Annotated in this window: 23 protein-coding genes; 11 read left to right on the top strand and 12 right to left on the bottom strand. The window is 57.8% G+C overall.

All coding sequences use genetic code 11. The features are described from left to right. Positions 1–39 precede the first annotated feature (39 nt). From GM79_RS20375 to GM79_RS20405, 8 genes are all read left to right on the top strand, one after another. The gene (locus tag GM79_RS20375; RefSeq protein WP_235184129.1) at positions 40–4,383 is read left to right on the top strand and encodes a HAMP domain-containing protein; all 4,344 of its coding nucleotides are present in this window, start codon (positions 40–42) and stop codon (positions 4,381–4,383) included. 93 nt (positions 4,384–4,476) lie between these two features. Further along, positions 4,477–5,007: a chemotaxis protein CheW gene (locus GM79_RS20380; RefSeq protein WP_051719127.1), complete on the top strand. Its 531-nt coding sequence runs from the start codon at positions 4,477–4,479 to the stop codon at positions 5,005–5,007. 78 nt (positions 5,008–5,085) lie between these two features. Then, positions 5,086–5,472: a response regulator gene (locus GM79_RS20385; protein ID WP_035567457.1), complete on the top strand. Its 387-nt coding sequence runs from the start codon at positions 5,086–5,088 to the stop codon at positions 5,470–5,472. Between the two features lie 105 nt (positions 5,473–5,577). Beyond that, positions 5,578–7,218 carry a chemotaxis protein CheA gene (locus GM79_RS20390; RefSeq protein WP_035567460.1) on the top strand — a complete coding sequence of 547 codons (1,641 nt, stop codon included), beginning with the start codon at positions 5,578–5,580 and terminating at the stop codon, positions 7,216–7,218. A 57-nt stretch (positions 7,219–7,275) separates the two neighbouring features. Then, the gene (locus tag GM79_RS20395; protein ID WP_235184130.1) at positions 7,276–7,908 is read left to right on the top strand and encodes a chemotaxis protein CheC; all 633 of its coding nucleotides are present in this window, start codon (positions 7,276–7,278) and stop codon (positions 7,906–7,908) included. 18 nt (positions 7,909–7,926) lie between these two features. Further along, the gene (locus tag GM79_RS25640; RefSeq protein WP_161787229.1) at positions 7,927–8,070 is read left to right on the top strand and encodes a hypothetical protein; all 144 of its coding nucleotides are present in this window, start codon (positions 7,927–7,929) and stop codon (positions 8,068–8,070) included. Beyond that, a complete protein-coding gene (locus GM79_RS20400) occupies positions 8,063–9,160 on the top strand; it encodes an agmatinase family protein (RefSeq protein WP_051719128.1) in 1,098 nt (365 codons plus the stop codon). The genes GM79_RS25640 and GM79_RS20400 overlap by 8 nt, the downstream gene beginning before the upstream one ends. Before the next feature lie 27 nt (positions 9,161–9,187). Then, on the top strand, positions 9,188–9,526 hold the full coding sequence (locus GM79_RS20405; protein WP_035567463.1) for a phage holin family protein: 339 nt from the start codon (positions 9,188–9,190) through the stop codon (positions 9,524–9,526). Between the two features lie 79 nt (positions 9,527–9,605). On the opposite strand, the gene murA is transcribed toward GM79_RS20405, so the two are convergent. From murA to GM79_RS20420, 3 genes are all read right to left on the bottom strand, one after another. Then, a complete protein-coding gene (murA, locus tag GM79_RS20410; RefSeq protein ID WP_035567464.1) occupies positions 9,606–10,910 on the bottom strand; it encodes a UDP-N-acetylglucosamine 1-carboxyvinyltransferase in 1,305 nt (434 codons plus the stop codon). Positions 10,911–11,028: 118 nt separating this feature from the next. Further along, on the bottom strand, positions 11,029–11,778 hold the full coding sequence (locus GM79_RS20415) for a DUF4290 domain-containing protein (RefSeq protein WP_051719129.1): 750 nt from the start codon (positions 11,776–11,778) through the stop codon (positions 11,029–11,031). Positions 11,779–11,867: 89 nt separating this feature from the next. Then, entirely contained in the window at positions 11,868–14,114 is a 2,247-nt protein-coding gene (locus GM79_RS20420; protein WP_035567465.1) for an ATP-dependent helicase, read from the bottom strand. Between the two features lie 101 nt (positions 14,115–14,215). Here GM79_RS20420 and GM79_RS20425 point away from each other — a divergent pair, with 101 nt between their 5' ends. Next, positions 14,216–14,794 (top strand): DUF3109 family protein, encoded by a 579-nt coding sequence (locus GM79_RS20425; RefSeq protein ID WP_035567466.1) that lies wholly within the window; start codon positions 14,216–14,218, stop codon positions 14,792–14,794. Positions 14,795–14,931: 137 nt separating this feature from the next. Here GM79_RS20425 and GM79_RS20430 read toward each other — a convergent pair whose 3' ends face one another. Next, the gene (locus GM79_RS20430; RefSeq protein ID WP_035567467.1) at positions 14,932–15,390 is read right to left on the bottom strand and encodes a peptidylprolyl isomerase; all 459 of its coding nucleotides are present in this window, start codon (positions 15,388–15,390) and stop codon (positions 14,932–14,934) included. A gap of 186 nt (positions 15,391–15,576) precedes the next feature. Here GM79_RS20430 and GM79_RS20435 point away from each other — a divergent pair, with 186 nt between their 5' ends. Continuing rightward, positions 15,577–16,194 carry a fasciclin domain-containing protein gene (locus GM79_RS20435; protein ID WP_035567468.1) on the top strand — a complete coding sequence of 206 codons (618 nt, stop codon included), beginning with the start codon at positions 15,577–15,579 and terminating at the stop codon, positions 16,192–16,194. A gap of 119 nt (positions 16,195–16,313) precedes the next feature. On the opposite strand, the gene rsgA is transcribed toward GM79_RS20435, so the two are convergent. The 5 genes from rsgA to GM79_RS20460 form a co-directional block, all read right to left on the bottom strand. Further along, on the bottom strand, positions 16,314–17,282 hold the full coding sequence (gene rsgA / locus GM79_RS20440; RefSeq protein ID WP_051719130.1) for a ribosome small subunit-dependent GTPase A: 969 nt from the start codon (positions 17,280–17,282) through the stop codon (positions 16,314–16,316). After that, positions 17,279–18,529, bottom strand: coding sequence for a 3-deoxy-D-manno-octulosonic acid transferase (locus tag GM79_RS20445; protein ID WP_035567470.1), 1,251 nt, complete (start codon positions 18,527–18,529; stop codon positions 17,279–17,281). The genes rsgA and GM79_RS20445 overlap by 4 nt, the downstream gene beginning before the upstream one ends. 49 nt (positions 18,530–18,578) lie before the next feature. Continuing rightward, positions 18,579–19,163, bottom strand: a complete 585-nt coding sequence (locus tag GM79_RS20450) for a peroxiredoxin (RefSeq protein WP_051719131.1) — start codon at positions 19,161–19,163, stop codon at positions 18,579–18,581. 158 nt (positions 19,164–19,321) lie between these two features. Continuing rightward, positions 19,322–20,095, bottom strand: a complete 774-nt coding sequence (locus GM79_RS20455; RefSeq protein WP_035567473.1) for an enoyl-CoA hydratase-related protein — start codon at positions 20,093–20,095, stop codon at positions 19,322–19,324. A 38-nt stretch (positions 20,096–20,133) separates the two neighbouring features. Continuing rightward, on the bottom strand, positions 20,134–21,435 hold the full coding sequence (locus GM79_RS20460) for an aspartate kinase (protein WP_051719132.1): 1,302 nt from the start codon (positions 21,433–21,435) through the stop codon (positions 20,134–20,136). 174 nt (positions 21,436–21,609) lie between these two features. Here GM79_RS20460 and fbp point away from each other — a divergent pair, with 174 nt between their 5' ends. Next, entirely contained in the window at positions 21,610–22,635 is a 1,026-nt protein-coding gene (fbp, locus tag GM79_RS20465) for a class 1 fructose-bisphosphatase (protein ID WP_035567475.1), read from the top strand. A gap of 69 nt (positions 22,636–22,704) precedes the next feature. Here fbp and GM79_RS20470 read toward each other — a convergent pair whose 3' ends face one another. The 3 genes from GM79_RS20470 to yihA form a co-directional block, all read right to left on the bottom strand. Continuing rightward, positions 22,705–23,229, bottom strand: a complete 525-nt coding sequence (locus tag GM79_RS20470; RefSeq protein WP_035567477.1) for a DUF5606 domain-containing protein — start codon at positions 23,227–23,229, stop codon at positions 22,705–22,707. 108 nt (positions 23,230–23,337) lie between these two features. Next, complete coding sequence (locus GM79_RS20475) at positions 23,338–23,790, bottom strand: energy transducer TonB (RefSeq protein ID WP_051719133.1); 453 nt, start codon at positions 23,788–23,790, stop codon at positions 23,338–23,340. A gap of 84 nt (positions 23,791–23,874) precedes the next feature. Further along, complete coding sequence (gene yihA / locus GM79_RS20480) at positions 23,875–24,495, bottom strand: ribosome biogenesis GTP-binding protein YihA/YsxC (RefSeq protein WP_035567478.1); 621 nt, start codon at positions 24,493–24,495, stop codon at positions 23,875–23,877. Between the last annotated feature and the right edge of the window lie 87 nt (positions 24,496–24,582).

Raw genomic sequence — 24,582 nt, forward strand, 5'->3', positions numbered from 1 at the left:
TCCGCGGTCGTGGCAGCTTCGGAAGATAACCCCGGTGGAATGCCGGATTCTGGTGCCATCTCGTCCCTGGATGTGGTCCGGACCAACAACGACCTGACCCGCAAAAGAGGCGGCTCCCGTGGTTCCCTCGATACGCAGGACCCCGGCTACGTCAACGACCAGCTCAACCGGGTGCTATTTGCCCTCGACGCCTTTAAGAAGGGCGACGTATCGGTGCGCCTGACCAAGCAGAACGACGACATTTTCGCGGAAATCGCCGAAGCCTACAACTCCATGGTGGAGATGATAGGCGGGGTAGGCGGCGAAGTGTCGCGCATCTCGAAAGTGGCCGGAGTGGAAGGAAACCTCAAGGCGCGGGCTTCGGCCGACGGCGCCGCGGGCTTCTGGCGCGACATGCTCAACAACATCAACGGCCTCGTTGACAGCATCGCCGTGCCGGTACTGGAAGTAAGCAAGGTGTTGAAGAACATCAGCCGCGGCAATCTGGACGAAAGCTTCCAGATTCCGGTGTCGGGCGACTTCAAGCTGATGGCCGAAACCATCAACAAAACGATTGATAACCTCAATATTTTCGCCAGCGAAGTAACCCGCGTGGCCCAGGAAGTGGGCACCGAGGGCAAGCTCGGCGGCCAGGCCAGCGTGCCCAACGTGGGCGGTATCTGGAAAGACCTGACCGACAACGTGAATAACATGGCCTCGAACCTCACCGTGCAGGTGCGGGACATTGCCAACGTGGCCACGGCCGTAGCCAAGGGCGACCTGAGCCAGAAAATCACCGTCGATGTAAAGGGCGAGTTCCTGCAGCTCAAGCAGAACCTGAACCAGATGGTGGACTCGCTCAACCTGTTTGCCGGCGAGGTAACCCGCGTGGCCCAGGAAGTGGGCACCGAGGGCAAGCTCGGCGGTCAGGCCTCCGTGCCCAACGTGGCCGGCGTGTGGAAGGAGCTGACCGACAACGTAAACAACATGGCCAGCAACCTGACTTCTCAGGTGCGGGACATTGCCAACGTGGCCACGGCCGTAGCCAAGGGCGACCTGAGCCAGAAAGTTACCGTCGATGTAAAAGGGGAGCTGCTCCAGCTGAAGCAGAACCTGAACCAGATGGTGGACTCGCTCAACCTGTTTGCCGGCGAGGTGACCCGCGTGGCCCAGGAAGTAGGCACCGAAGGCCGCCTCGGTGGCCAGGCCTCCGTGCCCAGCGTGGCCGGGGTGTGGAAGGACCTGACCGACAACGTGAACTACATGGCCAGCAACCTGACCAGTCAGGTGCGGGACATTGCCAACGTGGCCACGGCCGTAGCCAAGGGCGACCTGACCCAGACGGTGACCGTCGATGTAAAAGGCGAGTTCCTGCAACTCAAGCAGAACCTGAACCAGATGGTGGCTTCGCTGAACCTGTTTGCCGGCGAGGTAACCCGCGTGGCCCAGGAGGTGGGCACCGAGGGCAAGCTCGGCGGCCAGGCTTCCGTGCCGAACGTGGCCGGCGTGTGGAAAGCCTTGACGGACAACGTAAACGATATGGCCGCGGCTCTCACCTCGCAGGTGCGGGACATTGCCAACGTAGCCACCGCCGTAGCCCGCGGCGACCTCAGCCAGAAGATGACGGTGAACGTGAAAGGCGAAATCCTGGAGCTGAAGAACATCCTCAACCAGATGGTGGACTCGCTGAACATCTTCGGCGATGAAGTAACCCGGGTGGCCCGCGAAGTGGGCACCGAAGGCAAACTCGGCGGCCAGGCCGTGGTGCCCCGCGTCGGCGGCACCTGGAAAGAGCTGACCGACAACGTGAACACCATGGCCAGCAACCTGACCTCGCAGGTACGGGACATTGCCAACGTGGCCACCGCCGTATCGAAAGGCGACCTGAGCCAGAAGATTACGGTGGACGTGAAAGGCGAGCTGCTGGACCTGAAGGACAACCTCAATCAGATGGTGGACTCGCTCAACATCTTCGCTGGCGAAGTAACCCGCGTGGCCCGCGAAGTGGGCACCGAAGGTATTCTGGGCGGCCAGGCCAACGTGCCCCGCGTAAGCGGCACCTGGAAAGACCTGACCGACAACGTGAACACGATGGCCAGCAACCTAACCTCGCAGATGCGCGACATTGCCAACGTGGCAACCGCGGTAGCGAAAGGTGACCTGAGCCAGAAAATCACGGTGAACGTGCGCGGCGAGCTGCTGCAGTTGAAGGAAAACCTCAACGAAATGGTGGACTCGCTGAACATCTTCGGCGACGAGGTAACCCGCGTGGCCCGCGAAGTAGGCACCGAAGGCAAGCTCGGCGGCCAGGCCACGGTGCCCAACGTGCGCGGCACCTGGAAAGACCTGACCGACAACGTGAACACCATGGCCAGCAACCTGACGAGTCAGGTGCGGGACATTGCCAACGTGGCCACCGCCGTATCGCGCGGCGACCTCAGCCAGAAAGTGTCGGTAAACGTCAATGGCGAGCTGCTGGACCTGAAGGACAACCTGAACCAGATGGTGGACTCGCTCAACATCTTCGCCGGCGAAGTAACCCGCGTGGCCCAGGAAGTGGGCACCGAGGGCAAGCTCGGCGGCCAGGCCAGCGTGCCCAACGTGGCCGGCGTGTGGAAGGAACTGACCGACAACGTGAACTACATGGCCAGCAACCTCACCACGCAGGTGCGGGGCCTGGTGAAGGTGGTAACCGCCGTATCGAAAGGCGACCTTACCCAGAAGCTGACCCTCGAAGCCAAAGGCGAAGTAGCCGAGCTGGCCGACACCATCAACAGCATGGTGGACGACCTGAACCGCTTGGCCTCCGAAGTAAGCCGCGTGGCCAAAGTGGCCGGGGTAGAGGGCAAGCTGACCGAACGCGCCACCGTAGGCGGCGTGTCGGGCTCCTGGAAAGAGCTGGTGGACACCCTCAACGGCCTCATCGAATCCATTGCCTCCCCGGTACTGGAAGTGAGCCGCGTGGTGCGGGCCATCTCGGAAGGCGACCTGACCCAGCGCGTGGAAGTGCCCACCACGGGCGACATCCTCGCCATGTCCAACGCCCTTAACCTGGCCGTGGAAAACCTCAACGAGCTGCTTGGCGAAATCAACGACTCCTCGCAGATTGTAGGTACTTCTTCGGAAGAAATGGCTGGCAAAGGCCAGGAGATGAGCCGCGTGACCGTGGACGTGGCGCTGGCCATGCAGCAGATGGCCGAAGGCGCCCAGAATCAGGCCTTGAAAACAGACCAGGCCTTCAAGCTGATTGAAGAAATCATGCAGGCCACCAAGGAAACGGCCAACAAAGCCGACGTGGTGAACAAGTCGGCCATCCTGGGTGAGCAAACCTCGCAACTGGGTCTGAAAACCGTAGCTGAGGTGGTGAAAAACATGGAAGAAATATCCAGCGCCGCTTCTCAGACCTCGCGCACCATCGAAGTACTGAGCACCCGTTCGGGCGAAATCAGCAAGTCGCTGGGTGTGATTACCGACATCGCCTCGCAAACCAACCTGCTGGCTTTGAACGCCGCCATCGAAGCCGCCCGGGCTGGCGAAGCCGGCCGTGGTTTTGCCGTGGTAGCCGAAGAAATCCGCAAGCTGGCCGAAGGCTCCCGCAAGTCGGCCAACGAAATTGCTACGCTGGTAGAGGACGTTCGGAAGGACACCACCTCGGCCGCCACCGCTATTTCGACCATGGAAAACCGGGTACTGAAAGGCAAGAATGCCACGTTCGAAGCCAGCTCGGCCTTTAAGAACATTGCCACCAGCAGCGGCGAAACGCTCCGCACCTCGCGCGACATTCTCACGGCTACCGAGGTGCAGAAAGCCTCGATTGGCGACGTGGTGAAGTACGTGGAAGAAGTGGTAGCCATTGCCGAGCAAACGGCTACCGGCACCCAGCAGGTGGCCGGCACGGCCAAGCAGCTCTCCACGGCCATGCAGGAGCTCACCACCAGCTCGCAACGCCTCACCGACATCGCCGACGACCTGCAGGCGGGCCTCGAAACCTTCCAGCTCAGCTCCTACGAGCCGGAGCCCGAGCCGATACCCATTCGTCGGGCCAGTGTCCGCGACGTTTACCGGGGCCGCGAGTCGTATGCTCCGGCACCGCAAGCGGGCATGACCGCCCGCCGGGGCCAAAGCCAGAACGAGCAGCATGCCCCCGACCATGCCGAGAACAACCGGCGGAATGGCATGGTGCGGCGTACCAGCCGGGCCGAAGCTGCTCCTGAGGCGGCTCCAGTTCCTACGAAAATCGAACGTCGGGTGCGGCCGTTGCGCGCCGAAGCTCCGGCGCCCGCCCCACGGCCAGCAGCAAAGCCAGCGGCGCCCAAGCCCGATGCCGCTAAAAACCGCAAAGAGCCCACCAAGGGCCAGGTCGAGACACCCAGTGCGTCCAAGTCAAAAGCCAAAGCCAAGTAGTAGCATCACATATTAAATAGCCGGTTATTGCTCTGTTTTAGGGGCAACCGGCTGTTTACTATTTTTTCTGACTACTGCCCAACCACTCATAATATGGCCGAGACCACACCTTCCCTTACTTCCTCAAAAACCGAGCGCGCCAAACCGACGGAGCGGGTTCAACTCATCGTGTTCCGGCTGGGAGATGAGGATTATGGCATCCGCATTGAGCAAGTAAAGGAAGTGACGGTAACGCCCGAGGTTGCGCGCATGCCCAAAACCCCGCTATTCATCAAAGGCATTGCCAACCTGCGGGGCGACATTATTGCCATCATCGACCTGGAAGAGCGGTTTCGACTGCGCCCGGAGGGGCGTCCCGTACCCGAACGCTCGTACACGGTGGCCGTGGAAGCCGACGATTACACCCTGGGGCTGATGGTACGCGAAGTGCCCCGGCCATTTACGCTGCCTTTAAGCCAGATTGAGCCCGCCCCCGAATTCGTGCAGGATTCGAGTACCCGCGATAAGTACCTGGAGGGTATTGCCAAACTGCCCGAAGGCGGAATCATCATCGTGTTGGACATGCGCAAGCTGCTCACACCAAGCGAAGTAATGCGGCTGCCGGGCAAAATGGCATCTTCGTAACCACTTCCCCGTACAACCCGGGGCCAAGCCAGAGGGCCCGGCAGCCAAATCGAAATTATTATTAAGTCAGCCATTCCCATGAACAAGCGCATTCTCATCGTCGACGATTCTTTTTACATGCGCACGATGCTCAAAAACATGCTCACCGATGCCGGCTACGAAGTAGTGGGCGAGGCGGCCAACGGTGCTCAGGCACTGGAGATGGCCGCTTCGACGGAACCCGACCTGATTACGCTCGACGTTATTCTGCCCGACAACACCGGTCTGGACGTACTCAAGAGCCTGCGCCAGATTCAGCCTTCAGCCAAAGTGGTGATGTGCAGTGCAGTAGGACAGGAGGTCATCGTGACCGAAGCCATCGAGAACGGCGCTATGGCGTACATCGTGAAACCGTTCTCGGAAGAGAAGGTGCTGGAAATTGTGGGCGCGGCGTTGCAAAACGGCGCGAGCGAGCAAACCGCGTAAGATGCGGCTTTCATCTATCCGTGTAAGCTTACAATCCGCCGGCAACGGCGGGACTCGGCTGTGCGCGGTAGATTCTCTCCTTCTTCACGCAAGGATATCCGGCCAATGAAAACGCGCGACCAGGAATATCGGGAGCTGTTTATGGCCGAGGCGCTGGAGTATTACGACTCCATGAGCCGGCATTTGAGCGAGCTGGAACGCAACCCCAACGCCGGACCCGCTCTCAACGAGCTGTTCCGGCTCATGCACAACCTCAAGGCCAACGCCCGCGCCATGGGCTTCACCGATTTGGGAGAAGTGGCGCACCAGCTGGAAACCTTATTTGGTCTTATTCGGGATAAGGAGCGGGAGTTCAGCGGCGCCTTGATTCGGGTTGTTTTCGCTGGGGTTGACGCCTTGGGGAGTATGATTCGGGCCGTAGGTGCTAACCAGCCGCTGCCGGATGCCACCGCGCTGCTCCATAACCTGGACCTTGTAGTGCGCGGCGAAGCGCCCATTCTGGAAGAGGAAGAAGCGGCCGAAACCGAAGAGGAATCCAATCGCAAAATGGAGCTCTCGGACCTGGTCTATATCCAGGTAAAGAAGCTCGATAATCTGCTTAACCTGGTAGGAGAGTTGGTCATTGACCGGGACCGGATTATGACCCTGGCCCAGGAACTCGACAACCCCGCGCTACTGGCCACGGCTCAGCACCTGTTCCGCATCTCCGACGACCTGCAGTACAGCGTGATGGATGCCCGCTTGGTAGGCGTGGGGGTGCTGCTCAATAAGTTTCCCCGCGTGGTGCGCGACGTGGCCAGTGCCGAAGACAAGGAAGTAAAGCTGACCTTGAGCGGCCAGGACGTGCAGATTGACCGCAACATCCTGCAAATCATCACCGATGCGCTATTGCACCTCGTGCGCAATGCCGTCAGCCACGGCCTCGAAACCACCGAAAACCGCCTGAAAGCCGGCAAGCCACCGATAGGTGAGCTCACATTGTCGGCCATGACGGAGCGCGACGATGTGCTGCTTCAGGTGCGGGACGACGGCCGCGGCATCGACACCGAAGCCGTGCGCCGCAAAGCCATAGAGCGCGGCCTCATCACTGCCAAGGCCGCCCCCGCTTTGGACGAGCAGGCCGTGTGGGCGCTTTTGTTTGAACCCGGCTTTTCGATGGCCCAGCAAGTGACCGATATTTCGGGCCGCGGCGTGGGGCTGGACGTGGTCAAGCTGGCCCTGGATTCGTTGGGTGGGCAGTTGCGCGTTGACTCCGAATTGGGCGTGGGCACCACTTTTACACTGGTTCTGCCTACCTCAATTGCGGTGAAGGGCGCTTTGCTGGTTGAGGTAAATGAGCGGCCCTACGCCATTCCGCTCATGCACACAGACACAGTGCTGGCCTTGCATCCCGGCCAGATTTCAATCGTTGGGGGCGTGATGGTTACGTATTTACACGAGCAGAGCGTGCCGCTGGTGCCATTGCGTCAACTCCTTCACGACGAGGGCGACGAGCCTTTGCCCTCAGCTCATAAAAGTGACATTGAGGGTACCCAACATGTGTTGGTGGTTAACTATAATAGCCGTCGTTTGGGCTTGATAGTTGACCGGTTTATTCGCCAGCAGAACATTGTTATTAAGCCCCTAAGTAAGCCTTTGGACACTATTGACCTTTTTGGGGGGGTCACGTTGCTCGGAAGCGGGCAAGTGTGTCTTGTGCTGGACGTGCCAGCGCTCAGTCGTTTGTTTCTTACCAAACGGCCTTAACTTCTCTTTCTTTTTCATCTCAGTCCTCGCAGCTGCACTTCCCCTATTATCGACGTTATGGATTTATCGATGACCGACTTAGAGCGTGATATAATTCGCGAGATTTTGAACATCGGCCTGGCTCGCGCCGCCGATTCGTTCGCCGTAATTGCCCAGGAACGGGTTTTGTTGGAAGTGCCGAATATCGACTTGCTCGTGAGCGACGACATCTTGGCCCGTGTGCGCGAGTACCAGTCCCGGCACGTTCCGATTCAATCCGACATTCGGGGCGATTTCAATGGCACGACGCTGATGTTCTTCTCCGGCCAGCACATTCAGCGCCTGTCCCGGGTGTGTTTGCGCATGCAAACCACCGAAACCCTGGAGGTGAACGAGCTACAGGAATCCCTGCTGCTGGAAATCAGCAATATCATCACCGGGGCACTTGTCACCCAGCTGGCCAATATACTGAAGGCCAACATCTACGGCGCGCCACCCACGGCCCCGCACGGCGACATTGCCGACGTGATGGATGGCTTGCTGCCCGAGCACCAGCTGCAGCCCCTTATTTTCTCGGTGATTACCCAGTTTTCCGACAAGGACAACATGGTGGAACTACCGCTTATGCTCTTTTTTGACCGCGAGACGTTTACGAAAATTCTCGAAATCATTCGCAGCTACGACTTTTTAGGAAGTCAGATGTCGGCTTAGGTCTTCGTTCCATTCCATTTGAGCAAGCTGGGTATTAGCGCCATTTTTGCCGGCGTGCTTGCCCGATTGCCTCGCTTTCTGTCCAACGCCGCCAGTGGATTTATTCCCTTTGGCGGCCTTGGTTTTTATAATCTTACTTCCAATACCAACACCGATGTCTAAAAACGAGGCCGCGCGGGCCAAAAAAATAGCTTCCTTCGACCCCAATGCGCCCGGCGATGCCGCCGGTGGCTTGTTCGGCCTGCCCTTCACGCCCGAGGAAGCCCAGGTGGTGGTAGTGCCCGTGCCGTGGGAAGTGACCGTGAGCTACCGCGCCGGCACCGCCCAAGGCCCCGCCGCTATTCACGAGGCCTCGCTGCAGGTCGACTTGTACGACCCGGATATGCCCGACGCCTGGAAACTGGGCCTGGCCATGGAGGACGAGGACGAAACCATTCTGCAGGCCAGCAACAAGCTCCGTCCGCAAGCTGCCGAATACATCACCTGGCTGGAAGAAGGCCAACCCGAAAGTGGAACCAGCACCCACAGCAGCGTGCCCGCCCAAGTCACGGCAGAGGGCGAGAAGATGGTGCAATGGCTGAAGGAAAAAACTGGCGCCCTGCTCGATGAGGGCAAGGGCGTGGTAGTGCTCGGCGGCGACCACAGCACGCCGCTGGGCTACCTGCAAGCGCTGGCCGAGCGCCACGAGGAGTTTGCCATTCTGCAGTTTGACGCGCACTGCGACTTGCGCCCGGCCTACGAGGGATTCAAGTACTCGCACGCCAGCATCATGCACAATGCCCTGGAGCTGCCGCAGGTGAAGAAGCTGGTGCAGGTGGGCATCCGCGATATGTGCCAGCAGGAGGCCGAATACATTGCTACCTCCAATGGCCGGGTGGCGTTGTTCAGCCAGCGTTTTCTGAGCGACGAAAAATTCGCCAAGAAGTCCTGGAAAAAGGTCTGCGGCAAAATCATCGCCCAGCTGCCCCCCAAAGTGTACATCAGCTTCGATATTGACGGCCTCGACCCCAAGCTGTGCCCGGGCACCGGCACGCCCGTGCCCGGCGGCCTGGAGTTTGAGGAAGCCACGTACCTGATTCGCTCCATTGTGCGGTCCGGCATCACCATCATCGGCTGCGACCTCAACGAAGTAGCGCCCGGCGACAGCGACTGGAACGGCATTGTAGGCGCCCGTCTGCTCTACCAACTTTGCAACTGGATGGCCGTATCTCAAGGCCGCCTCACCGCCAAGGGAATGGAGGTGGCCGACTAAATTTCTCTCACCTCAATTTTCTTTCCCATGCTTGGTTTTATCCTCAAATTCATCCTCACCGCTGTGCTGGTGTACGGCCTCAGTATGGTGCTGCCCGGCGTGGTGCTGACCGGTTTTGGAGGCGCAGCTATTTTGGTGCTGGTGCTAGGCGTACTGAACGCGGTAGTAAAGCCCATTCTCAAGATTCTGGGCTTTCCCATCACGGTGCTCACATTGGGCCTGTTCCTGCTGGTCATCAACGTCATCATCGTCAAGCTGGCCGATTTTCTGATGAGTAGCTTCGACGTGCACGGTCTGCTGAATGCGTTGCTGTTTAGCATTGCGTTATCCGTCGTCAATGCCGTAGTTGATTTGGTGGTAGATTAGTGCAATGCGCCACCATCCAACACAAAAGAGCCCCTGCTGAATTATCAGCAGGGGCCCTTTTGCATTGGATGGTGTCCTTTTATATCCGTCGAATATCCGCGCCGAGAGCATTTAAACGCTGGTCGATAAACTGGTAGCCGCGGTCAATCTGCTCCACGTTGAGGATGGTGCTGGTGCCCTCGGCCGATAGAGCCGCGATGAGCAAAGCCACGCCGGCCCGGATATCGGGCGAGGTCATGGTGATGCCGTTCAGGCGCTTGGTGTGGTCGAGGCCGATGACAGTGGCGCGGTGCGGGTCGCAGAGGATAATCTGGGCACCCATGTCGATGAGCTTGTCCACGAAGAACAGGCGGCTCTCGAACATTTTCTGATGAATAAGCACCGTGCCCTTGGCCTGGCAGGCCACCACCAGCACAATGCTAAGTAGGTCGGGGGTGAAGCCGGGCCAGGTGTGGTCGCTCACCGTGAGGATGGAGCCGTCGAGGTACGTAGCAATTTCATAGTGTGGCTGAGCCGGAATGTGAATGTCGTCGCCCCGGAATTCAATCTGAATGCCCAGCTTGCGGAAGGTGTCCGGGATGAGCCCCAGTTCAGGAATCTGGCAGTCTTTGATGGTGATTTCGGAACCCGTCATGGCCGCGAGGCCGATAAAAGAACCGATTTCTATCATGTCGGGCAGCATGCGGTGTTCGGTGCCGCCCAGGCGCTGCACGCCCTCAATAGTGAGCAGGTTCGACCCGATACCCTGAATATTGGCACCCATGCGCACCAGCATGCGGCAAAGCTGCTGCAGGTAGGGCTCGCAGGCGGCATTGTAGATGGTGGTGGTGCCTTCGGCCAGCACGGCAGCCATCAGAATATTGGCGGTGCCGGTTACGGAGGCTTCGTCGAGCAGCATGTGCGTGCCCGTCAGCTTGCCGTCTACTTTGATGCGGTAGAAATCCAGGCCTTCCAGCGTGAGCTTGCCGCCCAGCTTTTCCAGGCCTAAAAAGTGGGTATCCATGGGCCGGCGGCCAATTTTGTCGCCGCCCGGCTTGGGCAGCTGGCAGCGACCGTAGCGCCCCAGCATGGGCCCCAGAATCATCACCGAACCCCGCAAAGAGCCCGCCTGCGTCACAAATTCCGGCGTGTCCATGTAGTCGAGATTCACCTGCTCGGCCTGAAAAACGTAAGTATCGGTGGCCAGCTTGCCCACTTTTACGCCCAAATCGCGCAGCAGCTCAATGAGCTTGTTGACGTCGCGAATGTCGGGGATGTTGCTGATGGTGACCGGCTCCGAGGTGAGCAGTACCGCGCAGAGAATCTGGAGAGCTTCGTTTTTGGCCCCCTGGGGCGTGATTTCACCGTGCAGTGTTTTGCCACCGCGTACTTCAAATGCTGCCATTTTGGATTAAGCTGTTAGCTAATAGCTGTTAGCCATTAGCTCATTGATAACTAGCTGAATTGGCTGATAGACAGTCTTTAGCTAACAGCTAATTGCTACCAGCTACCAGCTAAAATAATTATTGGGGCGGCTGCTGGGGCTCCTGGCTGCGGCCTTTCTTGCGCTTCTTGCCGTTTTTGTTGCCGAAGCCGTTGCCCCGGCTGTCGCGGTCGCGGCCTTCGCGGTTGTCGCGGCCCTCGCGCCGGTCGCGGCCTTCGCGCTGCTGGGGCTGGGGCACGATGAAGGCCTTGGTAGCGCCCGTACCGGCTGGCATTTCAAATAGGTTATCGCTGTCGACCACGGCCGGGTCGAGTTTGAGCTGGCCGCCCGAGAGCTCGCCCAAATGCCGCAGAATGGTCACGTCCTTGGCGTTTTCCTTGTTGTGCTGGCGGTACAGGAACTTCATGGTCCGGCCAATCTGCACGGTGGCCTGTTCGCGCTCGGCGGCATCTTCCAGGGTAACGGCTTTGGCAATGAGGGCTTCCACGGCCACGCCGTAGGCGCGCAGTTTGGGGCCCTGGCGCGGGTAGGGGACGCGGGCGGGTTTCTCGGTGCGCACCGTGAGGCTGCGGAGCGGCACCGGCGCCTCCAGGGTCACTTCTTCGCCGGCCATGGCGTGCAGGTGGTTCCAGAGGCGGGTTTGCACTTCGGGTAGCTCGCGCAATGCGGGCTGCAGGCGCAGCATCAGCTGCACAATTTGCCCGGCTCGTTTGGTGCGCTCGGCCACGTCCTCAATGTCTTTGAGGCCCAGAATGAGCTGGTAGGTACTGTGCCCGTATTCGCGCACCAGCAGTTGCAGGTGGAAGGGCAGGTTGAGGAGGTCAGTCATTGATATATAATAAGGGGGGCGTCTGCGACGGGGCCCAAGCCAAAGATAGGACGATGGGCGCATGCCCCGGCCGTGGCGTCAGCAGAAGATTAGTGCAGCCGCAGTTTGGCGAAACTCAGTAGCAGCACTTTCTCGCCCACTTCCTCAAACTGGATGGTAGCCTTGGTGGTGCCCTGCTGCGTTTCGAGCGCACTCACTACGCCAAAGCCAAACTTGGCGTGCTCCACGCGCTGCCCGCTTTGCAGGTTCGACGTGTCGGAAGGAGTGAAGTCGGCTGGGGCTACGTATTTGGTGGCCTGCACCTTGCGCGGCGCTACCGGTATCAGATTCGACCGCCGCTCAAACACGTGCTGAAACGGCGAATCGCCCGCGCCCGGCCCGGCGGCAAATTTGAAGTTGACGTACTGCGGGTCGATTTCGTCCAGAAAGCGCGACTTCTCGCAGCTCCGCAGGTTGCCCCATTGGTAGCGCGAGGTGGCATAGCTCAGCGTGAGCTTTTTCTCAGCCCGCGTTATAGCCACGTAAAACAGGCGCCGTTCCTCCTCCAAATCGGCCCGGGAGGTAATCATCATCTGGCTCGGAAATAGGTTTTCTTCCATGCCCACGATGTACACGTTGCGGAATTCCAGGCCCTTGGCCGAGTGAATGGTCATCAGCGTCACGGCCTCGCCTTCCTGGGCCGCGTCCTTCAGGTCGGAATCTGTGACCAGGGCAATGTCTTGCAGAAATGCGCCGAGGCTTTTGTCCTCGCGTTCGGGGTCGTCCACGTATTCTTTAATGCCGTTGAGCAGCTCCTGCATGTTCTCGTAGCGGGAGAGGCCCTCAATGCTCTTGTCAGCATAAAGCTCCTCCAGCATGCCCGAGTTCTTGGCAATAAACTTGGCCGCTTCAAAAGCGTCTTCCTTGGCCGCTACGGCAATGTAGCTTTTGATTTTTTCGGCAAATCCCACCACCGGGTTGCTCACCCGCGAGGGCATGAATTGGTCGGCATTGGCCACCACTTCCCAGAGGGTGTGGTTCTGCTCGTCGGCAGTGGTAATGAGTTTGCTGATAGTGGTGTCACCAATGCCGCGCTTTGGGTAATTAATTACCCGGCGAATAGCTTGCTCGTCATTCTGGTTGACAGTCAGGCGCAGATAAGCCACCAAATCCTTGATTTCCTTGCGCTGATAAAAGCTCAGGCCACCAACAATTTTGTATTTAATATTTAATTTCCGCAACGATTCCTCCATCGCGCGGCTTTGCGCATTGGTGCGGTAGAGAATGGCAAAATTGTCGTACGACAAATGCCCATTCATCTTGTCCTCAAAGATGGAAGCGGCCACCAATTTGCCCTCCTCGTTGTCAGAAGCCGCTTTTAGCACCTCAATCAGGGTGCCATCTTCGTTTTCCGAAAATACGTCTTTGCGCAATTGCGCCTGGTTGTTTTTAATTACCGAATTTGCCGCCCAAACAATATTTTTGGTGGAGCGGTAATTCTGCTCCAATTTAAATACCTGCAATTCGGGGTAGTCTTTCTCGAAATTGAGAATGTTGGTAATATCGGCGCCGCGGAAGGCGTAAATGCTCTGCGCATCGTCGCCTACCACGCAGATATTCCGCTCTTTGGCGGCCAGTTTGCGAGTAATTAAATACTGCGAGTAGTTGGTGTCCTGGTACTCGTCCACCATCACGAACCGGAACATGTTCTGGTACTTGTTCAGCACATCCACGTGGTCCTTAAACAGCACGTTGGTGTTGAAAAGCAGGTCGTCGAAATCCATGGCGCCGGCCTTAAAGCAGCGCTGCTGGTACTGCTGGTACAGCACCCCAATTTTGGGCCGGAGCGCCGCCTCGTCATCGGCCTTGATGGCCGCGTCGTTAAGGTACTGATTCACCGAAATCAGCTTGTTTTTGGCGGCTGATATGCGGCCCAGCACCAGACTGGATTTGTAGAGCTTGTCGTCTAGCTCCAGCTCCTTCACAATCTGGCCCATCAGGGTTTTAGAATCCTGGGAGTCGTAGATAGTGAAGCTGCGCGGATAGCCAATTTTGTCAGCTTCGGTGCGTAGGATTTTGGCAAACACCGAGTGAAACGTGCCCATCCACAGGTTGCGGGCATTGGGTCCCACCACCTTTTCGACGCGGGCGCGCATTTCCTTGGCGGCCTTGTTGGTAAAAGTGAGGGCGAGGATGTTGAACGGGTCAACGCCTTTTTCGAGCAGGTTGGCGATGCGGTAGGTGAGTACCCGGGTTTTGCCCGAGCCGGCACCGGCTATAATCATGCACGGGCCTTCGGTTTGCATCACCGCGGCCGCCTGCGAGCCATTGAGTAGGGAGAGATAATCTAATGCCATCAGCGAATTAAGCCGCCTTTTGGACGGTTGACAAAGATACGGCCACCGGATAGGGGGCGCAACCAATTTCTAGCCCTGCGGGCGGGGTTATCTTTGTTCTAATGATTATTATTCAAGAAACGGTCATCTCCGATGACATCGCCGATAACTTTTTTGTCTGCAACCTCGAAGCCTGCAAGGGCGCCTGCTGCGTGGAGGGTGACCTCGGTGCCCCCCTCGAAGAGCCCGAGCTCAAGATTCTGGAGCAGGAATACGCCAACATCAAGCCCTTTCTCACCGATGCGGGCCGCGCGGCCATCGAGGCGCAGGGCCTTTACATCAAGGATTGGGAAGGCGACTTCAGCACCACCACCATCGACGACAAAGAATGCGCCTACGCCCTTTACGACGAGCGCGGCATTCTGAAATGTGGCATTGAGCAGGCGTACCTAGCCGGTGCCACCACGTTCAAAAAGCCCATTAGCTGCCACTTATATCCCATTCGTATCACCAAATACGAGGGGTTCGATGCCCTGAACTACGACCGGTGGGGCATCTGCAACCCAGCCTGTTCGTTTGGTGACAAGCTGGGCGTGAAAGTGTACCAATTTCTTAAAGACCCACTCATTCGCAAGTACGGCGAGGGCTGGTACGGCGAATTGGTGCGGGAAATTGAGAACCCTACACCGGGTAAGAAGTAGTAGGAGATATAGAAAATAGAACGTCATGCTGAGCTTGCCGAAGCATCTCTACCACGCAACTAATCAATTTTAGTATTGCAGTAGAGATGCTTCGGCTGCGCTCAGCATGACGTTCTTCTTTGTATTTAGAAAGAAGCTTATGCCTCTTTCACCACAATCTTCTCGATTTCGTCGTTGGCCTGAATCTGGTCGATAACCTCCACGCCCTCTACTACTTTGCCGAATACGGTGTGCACGCGGTCGAGGTGGGCGGTATTCTGGCGGTCGTGCACCACAAAGAACTGCGAGCCGCCGGTGTTCTTGCCGGCGTGGGCCATGCTTAGGGCGCCGCGCTCGTGGTACTGGTTGTTGCCACTGGTTTCGCAGTCAATTTTGTAGCCGGGGCCACCGGTGCCGGGCTGGCCCTTGGCGCCTTCGCGGGTGTTGGGGCAGCCGCCCTGAATCACAAAATTTGGGATGACACGGTGAAATTTCAGACCGTCGTAGTAGCCTTTTTCAGCCAGGTCAATAAAATTTTTAACAGTTTTCGGAGCGTCTTGCTCGTAAAATTCAACTTTCATAACACCTTTCTTGGTGTGGATTTCGGCAGTTTTCATGAATTCGCGGGTTTAGCGGAAGAAATAATTGGTAGTTCCCCAATGCGGGGGCTTCATAACAACGAAGGTAGGAAATCGGTTGGGTCCGAAACATCCAACGTGGTTTCGCATTTCGTAACCTCGACGGCGAATCACCATATTTGCCGATAATAATTTTTACAATACCCAATTCACCTCATTTTTTTCATGAAAAAGCAATTTGCCCCCCTGATGGCCGCTTTGGCCACGTCGCTCATGCTCGCTAGCTGCAGCACCGAAACCAAAACCGAAACCGAAGTAGTGGCTACCGAAACCGAAGCCACTATGGAAGGCGACTCGGCTCGTATGGCCAAGCCCGAGGGCGTGATGGTAGACGGTGTGGCCATGACGGCTGACAAGGATATCGTAGACAACGCTGCTGCTGCTTCGAGCGTGAGCACGCTGGTGGCCGCCGTAAAGGCTGCTGGTCTGGTTGAGACCCTCAAAGGTGCCGGTCCTTTCACCGTATTCGCCCCCACCAACGCCGCTTTCGACAAGCTGCCCCAAGGTGCCGTAGCCGGCCTGATGGAGCCCGCTAGCAAAGACAAACTGGCTGGTGTGCTCACCTACCACGTAATCGCCGGCCGCTTGGTGGCCGCCGACCTGAAGGATGGTCAGGAACTGACCACCGTGAACGGTGAGAAGCTGAAAGTAACCGTGAAAGATGGTACTGTAATGATTGGCAACGGCAAAGACGCCCCCGCTACCGTACAAATCGCCGACGTTATTTCGAGCAACGGCGTGACCCACGTTATCGATAGCGTGATTCTGCCCGCTGCCAAGTAGTCGCTCTTGAAGCACAAAAAAACCCGCTGGTGAAAACCAGTGGGTTTTTTTGTGCTTCAAGAGCTGCAAGCTTCAAGCTACAATCATTCCTGGCTAGCAACTTAAAGCTCACTGCTATTCTAATGCCGGTTGTCCTCGCCGGCCAGCATGCTCAGGTAGCTATCGTAGCGGGGAAGGGCGATGCGGCCCTGGTCCACGGCCTCGCGCACCACGCAGCCGGGCTCGTGGGTGTGCCGGCAGTTGTGGTAGCGGCACTGGTTGAGCAGGGCGCGCATTTCGGGGAAGTAGCCGGCCAGTTCGGCTGGGGGCATGTCCACGAGGCCCAGTTCCTTTATGCCCGGCGTGTCGATGATGTGGGTGCCAGGGCGCACTTCCAGCATTTCGGCAAAGGTGGTGGTGTGCACGCCTTTGTCCGAGAATTCGCTGATTTCGGCGGTTTTTAGGTCCAGGTCCGGTACCAGGGCGTTGATGAGCGTGCTTTTGCCCACGCCGGAGTGGCCGGCCAGCAGGCTCACCTTGCCATCCAGAAGATGGTCGATTTCCGGAACGCCCTCGCCCGTCGTGGCCGCGCAAGTGAGGCTGGGGTAGCCCAGGCTGGCGTACATGCCCGCAATCTCGGCCTGGTACTCAAACCCTTCGGCGTCGTAAAGGTCAGTTTTATTGAAGAGCAGCGTGACGGGGACATGGTAGGCCTCGGCCGTGACCAGAAACCGGTCGATAAAACCGAATGACGTGGCCGGCGAAACCAGCGTGACGACGAGCAGGGCCTGGTCAAGATTGGCGGCCACGATGTGCGAATGGCCGGTTTTGTGCACCGAGCGGCGAATGATGTAGTTGCGGCGCGGCACAATGTGCGAGATAACCGCAGCTCCCTCCGCCTGCGCTTCTACCGTGAACTCCACGTGGTCGCCCACGGCTAATGGGTTGCTCACCTTTAGGCCTTTAATCTTGAATTTGCCCCGCAGGCGGCACCGGTAGAGCTGGCCGGTTTCGAGGCCGCGCACCACGTACCACGAGCCCGTGGACTTCACCACCGTGCCAGTTAGCAAGGTATTGGGGGCAGGAGGGGAGGCGATGTCAGGATTCATGAGGTGGTGTGGCCGGGCAGCGCGGCCATAATAGTGCGGGTGGCGCCGGCCTGGCCGTGCACATAGTCAAGCAGGGCGTCCTGGAGCCGTAGGCGGGCTTCTTCATTGTGCCATAAGTAAGTGAAGGCCGCTTCCAACTCCTGCGCATTGTGAATGGGAAACGCACATTTGAGCGCGACTAATTCGGTGGCCTCCTGAAATTTTTCATAAGCAGGTCCAAAAAACAAGGGCGAGCCAAATGCCGCGGCCTCCAGCGTGTTGTGCAGGCCCTTGCCAAATGCGCCCCCGACGTAGGCGTACTGGCCAAAACGGTACAGCTGGCTCAGCAAGCCGATGTTATCGAACAACAGGATGCGGCTCTGCGCCACGGTTGCCGGCTCGGCCTGCGAATACCGCCGCACGAGGCCGGGAAACGAAGTTTCCACTAGGCGCAGGTTGCTTTCCGTAATTTCATGCGGGGCCACCAAAACCCGCAGTTCGGCTCCGTAGCGGCGAATTAGCGGTGCCAAAGCGGGCAGGTCCTCGGGCCAGCTGCTGCCCACCACCAGTACCGGCGCGCCATCGGCCACGAAGGCACTGACCACGGGCAACACTTTGGGGGGCAGGGCCGCCGTGGCTACTACCGTATCAAAGCGGGTATCACCGGCCACACTCACCTGATGAATTCCCGCGTCGCGCAGTAGCTGGGCCGACGCTTCGTTTTGAGTGAAAATGTGCGCAAATCGCCGGAGAATGCCGCGGAAGAAGCCGCCCCAGGGCTTGAAGAAAACCTGGTTTTTGCGAAAAATGGCCGATACTACCACCGCCGGAATTCCCCGCCGGTGGGTTTCATTCAGAAAATGGTACCAGAATTCATACTTCACAAACACCACCAACTGGGGCTGCACCGCATCCAGGAAAGCGCGGGCGTTGCCACGCGTGTCCGGCGGCAGGTAAAAGATGTAGTCGGCGCCAGGCCAGTCCTTGCGAATTTCGTAGCCCGAAGGCGAGAAAAAAGTGAGCACCAGCTTGGTGGCCGGGTGGGCTTTCCGGTAGGCTTCCAGTAGGGGCCGGCCCTGCTCAAACTCGCCCAGCGAGGCGCAATGGAACCAGACGCGGGGCGCACATTCGGTGCCGATTGTGCGCCGAATGTGCGCCAGCAGCCCCCGGCGGCCCGCTACCCAGGCCGCCGCCTTGGGCACAAACGGCGCCAACACGCGCAGTAACAGGCCGTAAAGGGCCAGGGCTATGTTATAAAAGAAAAGCAAGCCCCAAAATTACGCTAATCTGGCCCAAGCCCGCCGCTATTTGTGCATTCTAGTCGTGCGCGTCGGCCTGCCAGTCCACGGGGCAGGCCTCGCCGTTGTTTTCGTAGTGTTGCAAGGCATCTATCATGCGCAGGGCTTCGCTGATGCTGCGGCCCAGGGGCCGGTCATTCACCAGCTGGTGGCGCACGATGCCGTCCTTGTCAATCAGAAACAGGCCGCGGTAGGCCATGGGCGAACCTGTGAAGGTCATCTCGCCCTGCTCATTGTAGTCGTAGTGGCCACCGAGTACGTCGTAGTTGGCCGAAATAGTCTTGGTGGCATCGGCTACCAGCGGGTATTTCACGCCAGCAATGCCGCCCGTGTCGCGCGACTTCAATTCCCAGGCCAAGTGCGCGTACTGCGAATCGGTGGAGCAGCCGACGACCGCTACGTTCCGGCGCTCGAATTCAGCCAATCGGTCCTGAAAAGCCAGAATTTCAGAGGGACACACCAAGCTGAAATCGGCGGGGTAAAAAAAGAATAAGACGTGCTTTTTGCCCAAATAGCGGTCCAGCGAAAAGTCTTCTTCGAACGTGCCGTCAATAACGGCGGTAGCTTTAAAGGAAGGGGCGCGTTTGCCCACGAGTACTGACATAGAGGAAATGTGAAAAATGTGGAAATGTGGAGATGTAGGAATGTGAAAATTTGCTTGGGACGGTGGCTGGTTGTGGGTACGTATTGGGCGTGAAAGGCACTGATATCAACAGCATATTTTCACATCCCCACATTTTTTACATTTTCACACCAAAAAAATTACCGGCCCTTAAATTCCGGCTTGCGCTTCTCAACAAAGGCCGCCATGCCTTCCTTCTGGTCTTCAGAGGCAAACGTGAGGTAAAAGTTTTTGCGCTCGAAATGCAGTCCCTCGTCCAGATGGGTTTCAAAAGAGCGGTTCACCGATTCCTTGGCCAGGCGGGCCGCCACCGGGCTCATGGCCGCGATGCTGGCCGCCAGGCGGTAGGCTTCCTCCAGGTACTGGCCCACTGGCACCACGCGGTTTACCAGCCCCACGCGGTGCGCCTCCTGGGCCGAGATAAATTCGCCGGTGAGCACCATTTCCATGGCTTTGGCCTTGCCCACGGCCCGCGTGAGGCGCTGGGTGCCGCCTGCGCCGGGCATGGTGCCAATGCGAATTTCGGGCTGCCCGAACTGGGCCGTTTCTGAGGCCACGAGCATGTCGCAGGTCATGGCCAGCTCGCAGCCGCCGCCCAGCGCGAAGCCCGACACGGCCCCGATGAGCGGCTTACGGAACTTGCGAATCTGGTCCCAGGTGCTGAACTGGTCGGTAATGAGCATGTCGATGGCCGTTTTGCCGGCCATCTGCTTAATGTCGGCCCCGGCGGCAAAGGCGCGCTCGTTGCCCGTAATGATGACCACGCGCACGGCGTCGTCCTCGTCCAGCACCTTCAGAGCATCGCGGATTTCCTGCATCAATTGCAGGTTCAGGGCGTTCAGCTCTTTGGGCCGGTTGAGCTGGATGAGGGCCACGGCCGGACGGGCCTGTGGGGTTACGAGAATGAATTCCATGGGAAGCAGGGAGTGAATCGAGCGGAGCGACTAAAAAATTATTGGCAAACGAATTGAAAAGTATTGCGCGTACGTTGCTCCAGTAGCAGGCGTTTGCCCGCCGTGAGGCGCGTAATGCTGGCCGCGTCGTAGTTTTTGATGGTGAAGAGCGTCAGGCCGGTGTTGTAGTGCAGGGTGAACTGCTCGCGCAGCAAGTCCAGCAACTGGTGCACGCGGCGCTCCGAAAAATCGGTGCACACCGAAAAGCTGATGGCCGAATTCTGCATCAGGTTGATTTTGAGCCGCGCCTGCGCCAGCGCCCCAAAAATCACCTCCAGGTTTTCTTCCGACACAAAAGCGAAGTCTTTGCTTTCGAAGGAAATCAGGCACTGCTCGGTTTTGCGGATGAAGGCCGGGGCCAGCGCCGGGTGCTGGCAGTCGTGAATGAGCGTGCCCTCGGCCGCCGGGTCCAGAAACGACTTAACGCGCAAAGGAATATTACGGTCGGCCAGCGGCTTCAGCGTTTTAGGATGAATAACCGAAGCGCCGTAATAGGCCATTTCGATGGTTTCGCGGTAGCTGATTTCGGGGTAGCGCACCGTGTCCGGAAACAGCTTGGGGTCGGCATTGAGCAGGCCTGCCACGTCCTTCCAGATGGTCACGCTCTCGGCCCGCAGGCAGTAGGCCAGAATGGCGGCCGTGTAGTCGGAGCCCTCGCGGCCGAGCGTAGTGTGAAAATTTGTGTTAGTTCCGCCAATAAATCCTTCCGTAACAATTAGCTCAATGCCTGAAGCGACTAATTGATTGATATTTAACTTAATATTTTCAGCGGTTTCAACCCAATCTACTTGCCCTTCGCGCCAATTTTCGTTGGTCGTAATTAGTTCTTTAGCAGCGCTTTTACTGACTTCATTCCAGGAAAAATTATTAGCCAATGCTCCCGTCACGATGGCGACGGAAAGCCGCTCGCCATAGCTCACTATTTGGTCGTATCCCTGGTCATAAGTCCAGACGGTATCAATTGAAACCAGTGCATCAGCAAGTTCAGCAAGAATTTCTTCGACTAGTTCAGTATTAACATCAGCTTCTTTTGGTAATTGTAGGCGCATCAACTCCTCAACCGTTGCGCGATGTGCTGTGGCTAAAGCTGAGAATTGCCCCGAATAATCCGCGCCGCGGTACGCTAAATCATAAATCTCCTCCAGCGCATTGGTCGTTTTGCCCATTGCCGACACCACAATCACCAGCGGGCCCTGCGGCCCAAAGTCCCGCACAATGCGGCAGAGGTTGAGAATCGCCGCCGCGTCCTTCACCGAGGCGCCGCCAAATTTGTACACCTGAATTCCCTGTGCTTCCTCCATAAGGCCCAAAAGTAGGCACCCACGCCGGAAAGGTGCCTTTCGGGGCCATTCGCAACTGATTCGGGCTGACTGAACGCTGTTTCGGGATAAGTAGGAGGGGTATTGCGCCCGATAGTAGCTTTCTCGGCGCGAACCGGGTAAATTTGCCCAAAGCATTCCCACTCAACTCTTTTTATGGACCACAACAAACTGGCCCTGCCCGTCGGCACTACTCTCGACCGTTTCATCATGCGCAAGCAGGAGGACTTTCCTTATGCCACGGGAGAATTGTCGCAGCTATTGCGCGACATTGCCCTGGCCGCCAAGATTGTCAACCGCGAAATCAACCGCTCCGGCCTCATCGACATTGCTGGCGCCTACGGCAGCCAGAACGTGCAGGGCGAAGACCAGCAGAAGCTCGACGTTATTGCCAACATTCGCTTCATTCGCGCCCTGCGCAACGGCGGCGAAGTGTGCACCATCATCTCCGAAGAGGATGATGAGATGATTCAGACCGGCAACAATCAGGGCAAGTACGTGGTAGCCATCGACCCGCTCGACGGCTCCTCGAACATTGACGTGAACGTGAGCATTGGCACCATTTTCAGTATTTACCGCCGCGTATCGCCCACCGGCCGCGAGGGCACCGCTGCCGATTGCCAGCAGCCCGGCACCCATCAGGTAGCCGCCGGCTACGTCATCTACGGGTCCAGCACCATGATGGTGTACACGACCGGTAACGGCGTGAACGGCTTCACCTACGAGCATTCGCTGGGCGAATTTTTCCTCTCGCATCCTGATATTCAGACGCCTAAAACCGGCGCCGTCTATTCCATCAACGAAGGCAGCTCCGAGTCGTTCTCGTCCGGCGTGGCCGCTTTTGTGAAGCACTGCAAAGACAACAGCTTTTCGGCCCGCTACATCGGCTCGTTGGTAGCCGATTTCCACCGCAACCTGCTCAAAGGCGGCATCTATATTTACCCCGCAACCGCCAAAAATCCGCAGGGCAAGCTGCGCCTGATGTACGAGTGCAATCCGCTGGCCTTCATCGTGGAGCAAGCGGGGGGCAAAAGCTCCAACGGCTACCAGCGCACCATGGAAATTGAACCCAAAACGCCCCACGAGCGGTGCCCGGTTTTCATCGGCAGCAAAGAGCTGGTGGAGGCCGCCGAAGCCTATCTGGTACAAGAGAAGGAAACGAAAGCGGTAGCTTCGAAATAAGCAATCTGTAACCCAAAAAGGGCCGTTCCTACCAGTAGGAACGGCCCTTTTTGGGTTACAGATTGCTGTTTACTCAGCTTTCTCGGTGTCGGCTGCCGGCGCTTCGGCTGCAGCCTTGGCAGATTTGCGCTTGGCTTTGGGCGCTTCCTCGGTTATTGCGTCTGCGTCTGCTTCTGCTTCAGCGGCTGGGGCGGCGGCTTCCTGATAGGGCAGGTGCTTGCTCACGATGCCAAACCAGCTGGCCAGCTTCTTGATATCGGACAGGTACACCCGGTCGCGGTCGTAATCGGGAATCACGCCGGCCATGAAATCGGTCAGCTCGGCTTCGCTCGATTTGGAGGTAACCGGGGCCGCAACGCCGTGCTTTTGATAAATGCGCTCGAACACTTCGGTCAAAGGCACCGTCTCGTCGGGGTTCTGGGTATAGATTGAAATCTCCGCCAGGAGCGAAACTTTGTTGCGGGCCGGAGCCAGGGTGCGAGTCGATTTTTCGTCCAGGCTTTCGACCAGAACACCGTGGCGCGCGGCGCGCACCAGGCGGTAGAGACCGGGCATTCCGCTGATGGCGGCCAACTCTTGCAGTTCGTAGGGCATCTTGTTTGGTAATAAATGGAAAATGAGGAGCTAACGCAAAAAAAAATGAATGCGGCGCACCTGCCGGTTATTCCTTCTTCGGTATCGTTCCCCGCTCAAAATTAGGCTTTATTCTCCTCCCGCAGCTTTTGGGGCCGGTGCGCTAAGCTTGAATACGATGGGCAAGCTGGTAAGAATCGGGTACTCCGGGTTGTTGAATTTCAACAGGCGCACCACGCGCAGCGCCTCTTCGCCGGTGCCGCCGCCCACCTGCTTCACCAGTTTAACGCCTTGCATGCTTCCGTCCGGGTTCAGCGTGAAGCTGACGATGCACTGGCCCTGAATGCGGTTGCGCTTGGCCGTGAGTGGATATTTCAGCTCCTTGGCAATGAAGTCGTACATCGCCGCCTGGCCGCCTTCGTAGTATTCGGCCACCGGAATGACCTTGCCCGCCGCGCCGAGGCCCGCGCCTTTTTCGGCGGCGGCCGGCTGGGGAGTGGGAGCGGTTTGGGCCACAGCGGGGGCCGCTGCCGCCAGCAGCAAGCCAAAAATAAGCTGCGAAAAAGAGGATTTCTGTAACATGAATCTTCTGTTAATAAGACAAGGATAAGACAAGCGAGAACGGCCCGGTTCGGGCCCGCCGCTACTGGCAATTACGGGGCCAATTTACGAATTGCTCTCCGCCCCGGCCACCCAATCCTTGTTCACTTCGGCAATGAAGTCGAGTACTTCCTCGCGTCCCTGCGCCGTTTCGGCCGAGGTCTGAAAATAGCGGGGCAGCTCGTCCCAGATTTCGCTCATTTTGGCCAGGTAAGTGGCTAGCAACGCTTTGGTTTGCGCGGTGGACTGCTTGTCGGTCTTCGTAAATATCATGACGAAGGGGATGCCCTCCTCGCCGAGCTTCTCCATGAATTCCAGGTCGGCAGACTGGGGCGCGTGCCGCGAGTCGATGAGTACGCACACGCACATCAGGTTGGGCCGCTGGCGCAGGTAGTAATTAATCATGCGCGCCCATTCGGCGCGGGACGTTTTGCTCACTTTGGCATAGCCGTAGCCCGGCAAGTCCACTAAAAACCAGTCATCGTTGATAACAAAGTGGTTGATGAGCTGCGTTTTCCCGGGCGATGCCGACGTTTTGGCCAAGCCTTTGTGCTCCGTCAGCATATTAATGAGCGACGACTTGCCCACGTTGGAGCGGCCAATAAAAGCAAATTCCGGCAACGTGGGAGCAGGGCACAAGTCGGCCCGCGAATTACTGGTTAGAAAGCGAGCATCACGAATAATCATTGACGAACGGATAAATAAGCGAATGGTAAAAGAGCAACGGGCGCAAAATTACACCCGAAAGCAAAGGCTTGGGGACCTAAATAAAAA

Source organism: Hymenobacter sp. IS2118 (assembly GCF_000715495.1).
Lineage (GTDB): Bacteria > Bacteroidota > Bacteroidia > Cytophagales > Hymenobacteraceae > Hymenobacter.